We start from the raw sequence: 12,305 nt of genomic DNA, 5'->3' as shown, positions 1-12,305 counted from the left end.
AAAGCTGAATCTAGGCGGAAATGATGATTAGAGCATACTGAGAACCGATCTGTGCTACTCAACGGCCTATAATTTGAGTGCGACTCAAGAATTCAAGTGCAACTCAAGTAATCCAGATCTACTGCTTTCTAAAGTGTAATTTGATCATTTGTTATAGCGATTTCTAAGATTAGTTGAACTAGATCAAACTCATTAATTAACCTTCTGGATTGTTATTCAAAGCCATAAATATAGTAAATTTCTTGCCCTCGGTAGAGACTTTTAAGGGCAAATGCTAAGAAAATAATTGATGCTACATAGTAGGTAACGATTGATGGCGGGACAGGTGCTGTTGGTAGATGATGAACCTGGTTTGCGGGAAGCAGTGCAAGCTTATTTAGAAGACAGTGGTTTTGCTGTAGATGTTGCTGGCAATGCTCAGGAGGGTTGGCAACTACTACAACAAAAGCTACCTGATCTGGTGATCTCCGATGTGATGATGCCGCAAGTAGATGGCTACCAGTTCCTGAAGCAAATGCGAGAAGATGCCCGCTTTAAGGCACTGCCAGTGGTTTTCTTAACTGCTAGAGGCATGACCAGCGATCGCATTCAGGGATATCAAGCAGGCTGTGATGCTTATTTGCCCAAACCTTTTGACCCAGATGAACTAGTCGCGATCGTGGAAAATTTGCTAGGACGTCGAACTGCTAGGGCTGGCACAGAAGATGGAGAAACTCCAGATATTGCCGATATGGCTCGTCAGATTGCTGAAATTAAAGCCCTCTTGACGCAGCGAAATGCGATCTCAGCGACTCCTGCTCCAATCCCAGTCGATTTTACACCGCGTGAACAGAGTGTGCTTGACCTAGTTGCTGAGGGATTGATGAACAAAGAAATCGCTCGCCGCCTCGACACGAGTGTGCGGAATGTAGAAAAGTACGTCAGCCGTCTATTTAGCAAAACTGGAACCAACAGCCGTACTGAACTAGTCCGGTACGCACTTGAGCATGGCTTAACGAAATGAAAACTGTGGAATTTCAGGTTAGTTACAAAAGTTAAAAATTAATGAGCTAAAGCTTCCATTATTTTTAACTTAGATTGATTTAGATTAAGTTTTCGTCATCTTATGTCTCAATCTGAGAAGGGCTGATATTCTCAGTAAAATTCCTTAGACGTGGAGACAACCATGAAAGCTTCTAATCATCTAGGTCAATCGCTCTCGATGGGTCTACTTTTGGTCGTTAGCAGTATCGGTATTGTGGGATTAGTAGCGCTCCAAAGCGGAGCCTTGAGATAAGAAAACTTTACACTTCTTGATTTTTACAAGCAGACTTTTCAAATTATAAAATTGCAGAAGTTACTGGGAGGTAGTCTATTAAGTCGCTATCTCCAGTGCTTCAGCAAAAGTGATTAAATTTAGAATTACAGGCGCTGTAGTAAGTTTAGGCCGTGGGTATCGGTTCCACAGGTACTCAATAGCTGGTGGTGAGTCGCTAACTTCTGAACTTGCTCGGTTTGGCTAGGACTGGGCTTCCAAGGATTAGGGTTGTTGTAGGCGTAGTAAGTTTCAATGCCATCAATCCCTAAATGAGCCGCCGCTTGAATGAGGTCTACAGGCGATCGCCGATAGCGAGCTGGATGGGCCAACACTGCTAAACCTCCAGCTTTTTGAATGGCAGTGATGACATTTGCTGCTTGGTAGGCGTTGCCTTGAACGGCTCGGTGTTGCAGATAAAGTTGTAAGCAGGGATGAGCAGGATCGAAAGCGTAGCCCAAAATGTGGACCTCGATCCCTAGTAGATCGGCGTTAATTTCCACGCCTGTCCATAAATAAGGCACAGACTGACAAGTATTGCTGCTACTACCCCTCCTGGAGCTTGACCGCCACTTCCAATCGTCTAAGTATTGCTGTGCTATGCGGTAACCACTGACACTGTGGTGGTCAGTAATAGCCAAACCTTTTAGACCGATCGCGATCGCCTGTTCGATTAAGTCTTCAGGCTGCAATTGGCCATCGGAATGGGCCGTGTGCATGTGGAAGTTGAAAGAGTAGGGACAGCTATCAGCACGAATGGTTTCCAAGACCCACCTGAGAGCTGGCATGTTCTGCGCTGCTGGCCTAGAAACAGCAACCGGAGCAGGATTAACCGCCATATGAACTTGTGAATTAAGGTAAGTTCGTCTACTATAACCAAGTTTAAACTTGGTCATCTTGCCACGATGAGGCACCGAATCGTCTCTAAAGTTAGGGAACGATTACATCAAGCCCATCAAACTAAAGTGAAAACTATTAAACGGGTAGTGGCACCTGAAATAGCCAAAGTCCCTGATGGTATAAAGCCGCTCCAGCCTGAGCTGCATAGTCGTGAATGTAGAGAATGATTCGTTGCTCAATACCAAGCCCTACCTTAACGCAGCAAAAAGCTTATAGGGTTTGGCTGAGCAGGAAAGCAGATACAGGCTGGACAAAATAGCGGTCTTGAAGTCAACTATTAAATTTTTGCAGTAGTTCAGTATCAAGCTTGGCCCAAATTCAGCCGAACTGGGCTGAAGTGGGAGCTTCCAATCGGAACTTAAACTGGATGTTTAAACAAAGTATCCAGATAAACACGAGCGGCTCGGCGATCGCCATCTCCGTTTTGGAGTAGAAACAGCGACAATGCTGCCGAAAAAACACGGTCTTGATCCCAATCAGGATGGGATTCGAGATAGTGAGACAGAGATTCGTGAAGGGCTTCAGGAATTTCTGCCAGGATGCTGACGGTTGCGTTCATTAGGACCTCTACTTGGACCAAGGTGAAATGGATAGGATGCGGTTTAGTCCCTGTCTGACGGCAAAAAGGTTACAGCAGAAAGCAGCGCCGATCTAGCTTACGGGAACACCTTTCACCCACGCTCTGATGTGGAAGCATCAGGTTTCGGGTGAAGCTAGCGCGCTCAGCAACTGCTACAAGCTCCAACTGCGATCATCAGAACTCCGCGTTGCATTTAAGTGGGTCGCATCATTTTGCGCTATCAGGGGGGAGGGTTGTCAATGCTTCGAAATGTTGCGATCGCCTTCAGATAAAAAAAAGATTTACGATAGAATCAGCTTTTGAGGGCATTTCTTGTTACTTTCCTTTACAAAAAATTAGGCGTTCTCATTTCCAGAGGCGGTTAACTGAAAAATCCCCAAATTGGCGCAAAGCTACGGTTCTACTTACTTAGCCTGTGGAAAACTCCTCTTAACCTGTGGAAAAACTAGGCTGTTTCTGTGGAAAGGCTGTGGAAACCGTGGGGAAAAGTCTGGGGAATGATAAGAATTGCAAAAAGTTCAAAAGCTCTCCGTCTCTTGACGTGTCTTAAGAAGGATCAGCAGGGGGATGAGGCTGGCTGAATCGTTGGATCGCGACTTGCACGCCTAAGGCTAGGAGGCCGAGCGCCGCGAAGCCAAACACACCTGCACCTAGGGCTACTACCCCAACTACTAGAGTTCGGACGGCAGAAGCGATATTGAGCACGGTTGCGTTGTCCGAGTGAATTGGTTTGGCGGCAAAGGTAGTGGCGATCGACATCGTGAGTTTATAGCCAGCAAAGGCCAGACTACCCGAGATCAAAGCACCGCTCAAACAACGGAAGGGACCAGGGAGAGCCTGAGCTTCGGAAGCTGAGTTGGACTTGGGGGGAGGCGTGAGGTTAGCCATAATTCTTCCTGTAAAACTAAGGAGCAGGCAGATTAAACCGGGCGGGAAGAGGCAATCCGAATACTGGTATTGGTAAGCGGAGCTACCCAAAGCTCTAGATCTGGGTCTGCGATCGCCGCCTGTACTCGTTCCCGGACTTGTTCTGCTTGCGTTTGCGATTCGGTGAGGGCAAAAACGGTAGGACCAGAGCCAGACATCATCGTGCCTAATACGCCTTGCTGCTGAAACTGCTCTCGTAAACGCTGCACTTGCGGATACTCTGGCAACACAATCCGCTCTAAGTCGTTGTAAAGGCGCTGACCAATCTCGGTGCTGTTGCGATGGGCGATCGCCGCTACCATCGGCCCTGAATGGACGCGCTGCCTGCGAGTTTCTAGTTCCTGGACATTGGACACATAAGCATGCCCGAATTGTTGCCGAAAGGTTTGGTAGGCCCAAGCAGTAGAAACTGAGAGGCTGCGGTACTTGGCCAAAACCACATAGATCTGGTTCAAGTCTGGTAAAGGCGCGAGTTCTTCGCCACGGCCTGTCGCTAGCATGGTGCCGCCAACAACGCAGAAAGGCACATCTGAGCCTAAGCGAGCCCCCAACTCTTGGAGTTCTGACTGAGTGAGACCTAGTTGCCACATCAAGTCCAACCCGACCAGCACTGCCGCTGCGTTGGTTGAGCCGCCTGCCAAGCCTGCGCCGACCGGAATTTGTTTGTGAATGTTGATTTCTACGCCACCATACTGAGCAAAGGTGTCAGGAAATTCTGCGGCCATCAGCGCAGCAGCTTTGTAAGCCAAATTTCGCTGATCGACAGGGACTTCTGGATGGTTGCAATGTACTCGGATTTGGTCTGTAGAAAGTGGGCGCAAATCGATGCGATCGCAGAGGTCAACGCTTTGGAGCACCATCGCCAACTCATGGAACCCATCTGGGCGATCGCCAATGATTTCTAGGTGCAGATTAATTTTGGCTGCGGCAGTTAAGGAGTAGGAGCGCATGCAGGTGTCAACAAATTACTTAAAGCCACCCATTCAGCTACGCTCAAATCTTCGGCGCGGGCTTGTGGGTTCACGTTTAATTGTTCCAGCAATTGCGTCAGGCGATCGCGATCGATCACACTTTTCAAATTATTTCGCAACATCTTGCGCTTCGTGGCAAAGCCCATTGTGACCAAGCTAGCCAACTGCTTGGGATCTCGGGCGGGTGGTTCTGTCGGTCGGGGGCGTAAGCGCACTACAGCCGAATCTACTTTCGGTGGTGGTTCAAAAGCCTTGGCAGGCACATCACAAATGAACTCACACGCAGCCAAATACTGCACCCGAACAGACAATGCGCCATAAGCTCTAGAACCGGGTTTGGCACACAAGCGATCGGCAATTTCTTTTTGCACCAACAGGACAATCGATTCTAGCGGTGAGGCGGCAGGCTGAGCGATATTGCCTAACAGCTTTTCTAGAATCGGTCCCGTAATGTAATAAGGAATGTTAGCAACGACTTTTTTGGGCGCTTGGAACTGCGGAAAAGGCGTTAAGTGAGCCTCTAAATCCAGCGTTAAAAAATCCCCTTGAAGTAGCAAAAAGTTTTCCTTTGGTCCCAATTTCTTGGCTAGGAGGGCGCACAAATCTCGGTCAATTTCTACCGCTACAACTGATTGAGCTTGTTGTATTAATTGCCGCGTTAAAATGCCTGTGCCAGGACCAATTTCGAGTACGCGATCGCTCGGTGCTAGAGCTGCCGCTTTAATAATTTGGTTGAGAGCTTTATCGCTGCGCAACCAATGTTGACCAAATTGTTTTCGAGTCGGAGGTGCCATTGCTTTATTGTATCGGGGGCGATCGCACTTCTTTGAGAAAATTTGATTGGGGTGTATCACAGCAGCATTTTAGATATGAAACAGCTTCCCGTTTGGGTGGGCTGCGGGATAGCGGCGATCGCAACCGTAGCAGGCATCAGTTATATGGTGCACAAAAACTCGATTCCTACAGTAAATTCCAGCGCTAATTCCACAGGGTCAGCTATCGGGGTATCCGAAAAGGCCTCTGCAAAGGTGATTCAGTCGCAAAGTTGCATCACACTCGTTAGTGATCCGACGCCACCCTTAAATGTACGAGCTAGCCCAGTGGTCGCCTCAGATAATGTTGTGGGCCAACTCACCAATGGCACCCGCCTCTTTGTCTTAATGGAACAAAATGAGTGGTTGCAAACCAAGGCTCCGATTGCAGGGTGGGTTTATAAGTCACTGACGATCACCAGCTGCCCCACGACCAATGGTGTCCCTGCTCCCAGACCTGCTACTCCAGCTAGCGCGACTCAGCCTGTAGATGCTGGCCCGACTTTACTAACGACAGCCACTGAGCAATACCAAGCAGGCAATTTAGAAGTAGCAATGGCTTTGGCCAAAGCGGTTTCCGAAAACAGCATTGCCTACGCCGAAGCTCAACTCGCGATCGCCCAGTGGCAACAAGATTGGCAACAGGCAGAAACTCGCTTTCAAGCCGCGCAACAAGCCTTCCAAGAGCAGCGCTGGCAAGATGTCCTGAGCCAAGTCAATGGGTTTCCGGAGATTCGCTTTTGGAAAGAGAAGTTAACACCAGTGGTAAAGGCCACCATTGAGCGACAGGGCCATGCAGCTGGAAACTACGACAACAAAACTAAGTCGATTACCCTCCCTGCCAATCACCGCCCCGCTACTGTGGCTGGCCGTTTTGCCAGCTCAGGAGTTCACCAATACTTACTGAATGGAGTGCAAGGACAAACTCTCACAATTGATACTGGCGGGCTCGGTCCTTTACCAGGCATCATGGCTCCAGACGGCACCTCCCTAGGTGAGACAAGCGATCGCAGTCAGACTACGCGCTGGACAGGCAAACTACCGCTCAGTGGCACTTACAGGCTCAAGCTCGATTCTCGATCGCAACCTTATGATTATGCCTTCTCAGTCCAACTCAACTGAGCTGCATCGGTTGGTTGAGTTCTAACCCTGAGACTCCGTAAAACCTTAACCCAAACTGCTCTATCCAACCCCTCTACGGATTTCATTTATATGTCTCCTCAATTTCACAGAATGCTTGGAACTGGTCTGCTCACGCTGGTGTCCTTGGTCTGTGTTGCCTGCGCCTCAGCCCCCGAAACGGACTCAACAGCAGTGAGCCCTAGCCCGACAGCCACTACAACCCCAGCCGCTCCAGGCTCTAGCCCCGCAGCCGCTCCCCCCGTGACGGCGCAACCCCTCAAATCTTCTCCTGATAATAGTGCTCAGGATAATGAGCCAGCCGTACAGGTGGAAAACTGCGTTGTGACTCAGGCGATCGCGGCTGATCCCAACCCTCCTCTAAATATTCGTTCTGGCCCAGAAGTGCAATCTGATAACGTGGTTGGCACCCTCAAGAATGGTGCTTGGGTTTCGGTAGTGGCTGAGAAAGATGGGTGGTTTCAGATCAGGTCAACGGATGGCAATGAAGTTGCGGGTTGGGTCGCCAAAAATCGGACTGAGAGCAACTGCAACCAAAAGACAGCCCGGATTGCGCTTCCTCAAGCGGGTGGAACGGTAGCGATCGCCGATCGCTTTGTCGGTACTGGGAGCCACAAGTATGTATTGCGAGCTAATCAAGGCCAAACCTTAACCGTTACGAATCAAAAAGATGTCTTCCCCAACATCTTGACTCCCACAGGCCAGCCTTTGATTTCCGGGAATTATGATGAAAATCGCCAGAACTGGACTGGCGAACTTCCTGCTACCGGAGAGTACACCTTGGAGCTAGACTCAAACTTCAAAGGCTACGATTATGCCTTCTCCGCTCAAGTGAAATAGGGAATTATGCGTCCAGTTGTGGTGGTGCTTCTAGCTGTGGGATTGGCATCGGGGAGTTATTGGGTTGCCAATCAGGTGAAGCAGACGCAATCTACGCAATCTGGTAGAGCGACAGGAACTAGAGTGGCAGGAACTGCTCCAGCGATCGCGGCGGCGGGGGACATTGCCTGCGATCCGGACAGTCCCAAATTTAACGGGGGGCGAGGAACCGCCACAGCTTGCCGCATGCAGGCAACAGCCCAACTTTTGCTCAACGAAGGTTTAACTGCCGTTTTGCCTCTTGGGGATTTGCAGTACGAAGTAGGCAGTGCCGAAGCCTTTCAGAAATCCTATGCTCCTAGCTGGGGCAGGCTCAAGTCGATTACTCGGCCCGTGGTAGGCAATCACGAATATGAAGAGCCGGGCGCTGCCAGCTATTATCGCTACTTTGGGGCAGTCGCAGGCAGTCCGCAGCGGGGTTATTACAGTTACGACATTGGGCAGTGGCACCTAATTGCGCTCAATTCTAACTGCTCGGAGGTGGGAGGCTGTGGTACAGGCTCGCCCCAAGAGCGATGGCTCAAAGCAGACTTGGCAGCGCACCCTCGGAAATGCACCTTAGCTTATTGGCATCATCCCCGCTTCTCATCGGGGCATCATGGCAACAATTCTGACACTCAGGCTTTTTGGCAAGCGCTTGCCGCTGCGGGCGCAGATGTTGTCCTGGCAGGGCATGACCACCACTATGAGCGTTTTGCTCCCCAAACTCCGCAGGGCAAGCTAGACCCCGATCGCGGTATACGTCAGTTTGTGGTGGGAACTGGGGGTAAAAATCACTATGAGTTGGGCGAGATTCAACCCCATAGCCAAGTGCGAAATGCTGATACCTATGGCGTCTTAAAGTTGACCTTGCATCCAACGCGCTACGATTGGCGCTTTATTTCCGAAGCTGGCAAGAGCTTTTCAGACTCCGGTAACAGCCCTTGTCGTTAAGAGAGTTACTTTGTGTCAAAAGGTACAAAGTTGACTGAGGAGTTTTGGGAAGTCGGCGATCACAATGAGGAGCGCTAAAAACTTCCTAGCTCTCCCTCGGCAATCCTTAAGGATTCATGTAGAAACCGAGCCAGCAGTTTGTTCGTACGAAATCGTACTGAATCTTCTCAGCGATCGCCCTATGCTAAAAGAAAATAGCATTAAAGTTTGTAACGGCCTAACGTTATTAATCAGCAATTTACCCTTTCCATCAGCTTCGCAGTTTTTCAGAAAAAAGTTAAGTTCTTCTCAAAACCTATAGTCATCAAGTCAAACAACCAACTGCTTTCGTCTTTGGAGCAGAACGATATGTGCCCCCTATCTGCCGAGTTTGGCTATGCCTTCTCCACTAAGACCAGGCCTCTGGAGACAATGCGTCATCCAAGGTTGATGAAACAGTTGCAAGTGCTAGTTGTTGATAATGACCCTGATTCTAGACACCTGCTCACCGTGTTGTTTGCAGCCTATGGCATCAGGACGATTGCTACAGCTTCGGCCTGCAAAGCACTGGCAATTTTGCAAGATATCCAACCAGATTTACTGATCAGCGAACTTGCCCTACCCGGCGAGGATGGCTATTGCCTGATGCAGCAAGTCAAAGCCCTAGAGAGTAGACAACAAGTTCAAATTCCTGCGATCGCCTTGACTGGCTACAACCGCAAGAGCGACCAAGCACAAGCCCTAGCTGTCGGCTTTCGCAAGTATCTAGTAAAACCTGTTGATATTGACGAGTTAATGACCACGGTTGCTGACCTGACCAAATCCCCTCAAATGGTGCCTACAACATGAATGCAACCACATTTTCTCGACAGGTCGCAGCAATGTCTAATCGCTTGAGCGATTTATATCAAGGCATCAGCACCTCCACTACCTTATCGCCCGCTCTACTACCCTCTGCTCTGAAAGAATTAGGCATTGCCTCTGAGCGGCTTCAAGTGGCAGCCGATTTACTGAGCGAGCAAAACCAGCAATTATTATTGGCAAGCCAAAGCGCTGCAACTGAACGCCAACGATATCAGGAGTTGTTGGAATTTATTCCCGATGCCTGTTTGATTACAGATGCCGCTGGAGTGGTGCAGCAAGCCAACCAGGCTGCTACCAAGTTGCTAAACCTCCCACCTTCTTTTCTCACAGGTCGTTTACTGACGGCATTTGTGCCTCCAGAGGCTCGGCTACAGTTTCAGACTGAGCTACAGCGGCTCCAACAAAGACCTTGGAAACATGAATGGCAGGTGCAGTTGCAGCCATATCAAGGGACCACTTTTAATGCAAGCATTCTGGTGGAAGTGAGTCAGCCAGACGCCAACCAACCCCCAATGCTGCGCTGGCTATTGCGCTACCTCAGCGATCGCCAGCCGTCTGACCATAGCCCCAACCTGAGCTATCCGTTGCGGACCTACCACAAGGGAGAAACGATTCCTCTAAATCTGCAAGGAATTTGGCAAGTGCACTCAGGATTGGTGCAGTTAACCACTTTTTCGCAGACGGGCCAAGAAATATTGATTGGCTTAGCGGGGGCTTCAGCGCCTTTTGGCCCTAGTCTGACTGCGCTTACGCTCTATGAAGCTACTGCCCTAGCGGATACGCAGTTATGGTGCATTCCCCTGACCGATTTTGCTGCCTCCTCGGAGCTACAGCAACGGCTTCTGCCCCAAATTAGCCAACGGCTCAAACAAACTGAGCTGCTGCTAACGGTTTATGGGCAACTCCGAGTCAGCGATCGCTTGTACACTTTGTTGCAGTTGTTAAAGCACGAAGTAGGACAGTCTGTGACCGGGGGGACTCGGTTGAGCGTGCGCCTGACCCATGAAGACTTGGCGATCGCTTGCGGCACGACTAGAGTCACCATCACCCGGCTACTCAGGCAATTTCAGCAGCAACAAAAGCTGAGAGTAGACTCCCAGCATCACCTGATTTTGTTAGAAGGCAACAGTAGCTCTCCCATATCTGCCCTCTCACTTGAGCAAGTTGCATCCACAAAAGGGCAAAGCTTACTTGTTACTCAAGGAGTCTAACGGTGCTCAGTCGTCAACCTAAGATAGCTCCCCAATTATTTTGGTGGTGGAACCCGATGACGAAACACGGCCCCTCCTGAAGCACAACCTCAACCACCAAGGCTACCGGGTCATCATCGCTTTAGATGCAGAAGATGCGATCGAGCGGATGATGGGTGGATTTCATTGCCCAGATCTGATTTTGCTCAACCAGTTTGGGCAATCGATTGAGGAGGCTGCTAGGACAGGACGGCGGATTCGCACAACTTCAGGGATTGCCAAGGACACACCGATCGTTGTGATTGCTGAACGGTATAGCGTGGATTTGGAAAGCAAGGACATGCAGGTAGGCGATCGCGAGTACGTCAGTTACCTAGAAGATGGGCAGCAGCTGATGGATCTGCTCCAGAAACTTTGCCCTGTCTAATTTTCTCTCTTAGAATATCCAGCTAGAAAAAGTGCAGAGCTACTACAGCAACCCTGCACTCTACGGTTTAAGCTTTCTAATTAAATTCCCAAGCGCTGATAGACGTGATCCAGGTGGCGCAGATGATGTTGAGGATTGAAGCATTCTTCAATTTCCTCTGGCGACAAATGCTCTGTAACTCTTGGATTTTGGGCGATCAGGTCGTGGAAACTGCCATCGTCCTTATTCCAAGCGGTGTGAGCACAAGACTGCACCGTGGCATAAGCTTCTTCTCGGCTCATCCCCTTCTCAACCAGCGTCAAGAGCACTCGCTGACTAAACACAACCCCACCGTAGAGGTTCATGTTGCGTTTCATGTTTTCGGGGTAGACCTGCAAGTTCTTCACTAGCTCGGTGATTTCTACCAGCATGAAGTGGGTGAGGGTGCAGCCGTCTGGGAAGACCACCCGCTCCACAGAACTGTGGGAAATATCACGTTCGTGCCACAGCGCTACGTTTTCGATCGCTGCTACGGCATAGCCCCGGATGATGCGGGCAATCCCAGTCAAGCGCTCCGAGCGAATCGGGTTGCGCTTGTGAGGCATGGCAGAAGAACCCTTTTGGCCTTTCGCGAAAAATTCCTCGACCTCTAGTACATCGGTCCGCTGTAAGTTGCGAATCTCCACCGAAAATCGCTCAATGGAAGCGGTCATCAGCGCCAAGGTCTGCATGAAATCGGCGTGGAGATCGCGAGAAACAACTTGAGTTGAAGCCGTGTCTGGTTTCAACCCTAACTTCTGGCAAGCCAGTGCTTCTACTTGCGGGTCAATGTTGGCGTAGGTGCCCACAGCGCCAGAAATCTTGCCCACTGCGATGTCATCTCGCAATCGGACTAGGCGATCGCGATTCCGCAACACTTCTGCCAACCAACCCGCTAGCTTAAAGCCAAAGGTGATCGGTTCGGCATGAATCCCATGCGAGCGCCCAATCATGACGGTGTCGCGGTGCTGCTGTGCCTGGTAACGAATCGCCTGGATTAAAGCTTCGAGCTGACCTAACAGCACATCCAAGCTAGCCACGAGTTGTAGTGCCAGGGCGGTATCGAGCACATCGGAGCTAGTCAAGCCCAAGTGAATATAACGGCCTGCATCGCCGACGTATTCGTTCACGTTGGTCAGAAAGGCAATGACATCGTGACGAACTTCGGCTTCAATTTCTAGCACCCGCTTGGGATCAAAGTTCGCCTTTGCTTTAATTTCTTCAACTGCTTCAGCCGGAATATATCCGAGTTCAGCCTGGGCTTCACAAACTGCTATCTCTACCTGTAACCAAGTTTTGAGTTTGTAAGCCTCCGTCCAGAGTTCGCCCATCTCAGGCAGGGTATAACGCTCAATCAAAGCCCGTGTCGCAGAATACAACCGTCATATTTT

At 49.9% G+C, this 12,305-nt stretch carries 13 protein-coding genes; 7 read left to right on the top strand and 6 right to left on the bottom strand.

The annotated features are described in order from the left end of the window. Window positions 1-313 precede the first annotated feature (313 nt). The gene (locus H6F90_RS06345) at window positions 314-1,003 is read left to right on the top strand and encodes a response regulator transcription factor (RefSeq protein WP_190435018.1); all 690 of its coding nucleotides are present in this window, start codon (window positions 314-316) and stop codon (window positions 1,001-1,003) included. Window positions 1,004-1,401: 398 nt separating this feature from the next. Here the strand turns inward: H6F90_RS06345 and H6F90_RS06340 are convergent, their stop codons facing one another. From H6F90_RS06340 to rsmA, 5 genes are all read right to left on the bottom strand, one after another. Continuing rightward, a complete protein-coding gene (locus H6F90_RS06340) occupies window positions 1,402-2,082 on the bottom strand; it encodes a PHP domain-containing protein (RefSeq protein ID WP_242024368.1) in 681 nt (226 codons plus the stop codon). Window positions 2,083-2,552: 470 nt separating this feature from the next. Next, complete coding sequence (locus H6F90_RS06335) at window positions 2,553-2,753, bottom strand: DUF2811 domain-containing protein (RefSeq protein WP_190435020.1); 201 nt, start codon at window positions 2,751-2,753, stop codon at window positions 2,553-2,555. A 567-nt stretch (window positions 2,754-3,320) separates the two neighbouring features. After that, entirely contained in the window at window positions 3,321-3,662 is a 342-nt protein-coding gene (locus tag H6F90_RS06330) for a DUF3082 domain-containing protein (protein ID WP_190435022.1), read from the bottom strand. 32 nt (window positions 3,663-3,694) lie between these two features. Next, entirely contained in the window at window positions 3,695-4,651 is a 957-nt protein-coding gene (ispE, locus tag H6F90_RS06325) for a 4-(cytidine 5'-diphospho)-2-C-methyl-D-erythritol kinase (protein WP_190551221.1), read from the bottom strand. Then, window positions 4,633-5,466: a 16S rRNA (adenine(1518)-N(6)/adenine(1519)-N(6))-dimethyltransferase RsmA gene (rsmA, locus tag H6F90_RS06320; protein ID WP_190551219.1), complete on the bottom strand. Its 834-nt coding sequence runs from the start codon at window positions 5,464-5,466 to the stop codon at window positions 4,633-4,635. Before rsmA ends, ispE begins: the two co-directional genes overlap by 19 nt. A 75-nt stretch (window positions 5,467-5,541) precedes the next feature. Between rsmA and H6F90_RS06315 the strand changes: the two genes are divergently transcribed. From H6F90_RS06315 to H6F90_RS06290, 6 genes are all read left to right on the top strand, one after another. Then, window positions 5,542-6,606: an SH3 domain-containing protein gene (locus H6F90_RS06315; RefSeq protein ID WP_190551217.1), complete on the top strand. Its 1,065-nt coding sequence runs from the start codon at window positions 5,542-5,544 to the stop codon at window positions 6,604-6,606. A gap of 90 nt (window positions 6,607-6,696) precedes the next feature. Then, a complete protein-coding gene (locus H6F90_RS06310; RefSeq protein WP_206756159.1) occupies window positions 6,697-7,464 on the top strand; it encodes an SH3 domain-containing protein in 768 nt (255 codons plus the stop codon). 6 nt (window positions 7,465-7,470) lie between these two features. Beyond that, window positions 7,471-8,436: a metallophosphoesterase gene (locus tag H6F90_RS06305; RefSeq protein WP_190551213.1), complete on the top strand. Its 966-nt coding sequence runs from the start codon at window positions 7,471-7,473 to the stop codon at window positions 8,434-8,436. 348 nt (window positions 8,437-8,784) lie between these two features. Then, window positions 8,785-9,264, top strand: a complete 480-nt coding sequence (locus H6F90_RS06300; RefSeq protein ID WP_199295758.1) for a response regulator — start codon at window positions 8,785-8,787, stop codon at window positions 9,262-9,264. After that, on the top strand, window positions 9,261-10,490 hold the full coding sequence (locus H6F90_RS06295; protein ID WP_190551211.1) for a helix-turn-helix domain-containing protein: 1,230 nt from the start codon (window positions 9,261-9,263) through the stop codon (window positions 10,488-10,490). Before H6F90_RS06300 ends, H6F90_RS06295 begins: the two co-directional genes overlap by 4 nt. Before the next feature lie 46 nt (window positions 10,491-10,536). Beyond that, window positions 10,537-10,896, top strand: coding sequence for a hypothetical protein (locus tag H6F90_RS06290; RefSeq protein WP_190551209.1), 360 nt, complete (start codon window positions 10,537-10,539; stop codon window positions 10,894-10,896). 80 nt (window positions 10,897-10,976) lie between these two features. Here the strand turns inward: H6F90_RS06290 and purB are convergent, their stop codons facing one another. Then, complete coding sequence (purB, locus tag H6F90_RS06285) at window positions 10,977-12,293, bottom strand: adenylosuccinate lyase (protein ID WP_370587960.1); 1,317 nt, start codon at window positions 12,291-12,293, stop codon at window positions 10,977-10,979. Between the last annotated feature and the right edge of the window lie 12 nt (window positions 12,294-12,305).

Origin of the sequence: Trichocoleus sp. FACHB-591 (assembly GCF_014695845.1) — a bacterium.
In the GTDB taxonomy this organism is placed as follows: domain Bacteria; phylum Cyanobacteriota; class Cyanobacteriia; order FACHB-46; family FACHB-46; genus Trichocoleus.
Note: the sequence above shows the minus strand (reverse complement) of the source record. Positions and strands in the feature narration are given on the sequence as shown.

What these genes read in the sequence shown, in the direction of transcription:
- H6F90_RS06300 (WP_199295758.1), top strand. Translation starts at nt 8,785, where the DNA reads ATGTGCCCCCTATCTGCCGAGTTTGGCTATGCCTTCTCCACTAAGACC.
- H6F90_RS06345 (WP_190435018.1), top strand. Translation starts at nt 314, where the DNA reads ATGGCGGGACAGGTGCTGTTGGTAGATGATGAACCTGGTTTGCGGGAA.
- H6F90_RS06295 (WP_190551211.1), top strand. Translation starts at nt 9,261, where the DNA reads ATGAATGCAACCACATTTTCTCGACAGGTCGCAGCAATGTCTAATCGC.
- ispE (WP_190551221.1), bottom strand. Translation starts at nt 4,651, where the DNA reads ATGCGCTCCTACTCCTTAACTGCCGCAGCCAAAATTAATCTGCACCTA.
- H6F90_RS06335 (WP_190435020.1), bottom strand. Translation starts at nt 2,753, where the DNA reads ATGAACGCAACCGTCAGCATCCTGGCAGAAATTCCTGAAGCCCTTCAC.
- H6F90_RS06310 (WP_206756159.1), top strand. Translation starts at nt 6,697, where the DNA reads ATGTCTCCTCAATTTCACAGAATGCTTGGAACTGGTCTGCTCACGCTG.
- H6F90_RS06330 (WP_190435022.1), bottom strand. Translation starts at nt 3,662, where the DNA reads ATGGCTAACCTCACGCCTCCCCCCAAGTCCAACTCAGCTTCCGAAGCT.
- H6F90_RS06315 (WP_190551217.1), top strand. Translation starts at nt 5,542, where the DNA reads ATGAAACAGCTTCCCGTTTGGGTGGGCTGCGGGATAGCGGCGATCGCA.
- H6F90_RS06340 (WP_242024368.1), bottom strand. Translation starts at nt 2,082, where the DNA reads ATGCCAGCTCTCAGGTGGGTCTTGGAAACCATTCGTGCTGATAGCTGT.
- rsmA (WP_190551219.1), bottom strand. Translation starts at nt 5,466, where the DNA reads ATGGCACCTCCGACTCGAAAACAATTTGGTCAACATTGGTTGCGCAGC.
- H6F90_RS06305 (WP_190551213.1), top strand. Translation starts at nt 7,471, where the DNA reads ATGCGTCCAGTTGTGGTGGTGCTTCTAGCTGTGGGATTGGCATCGGGG.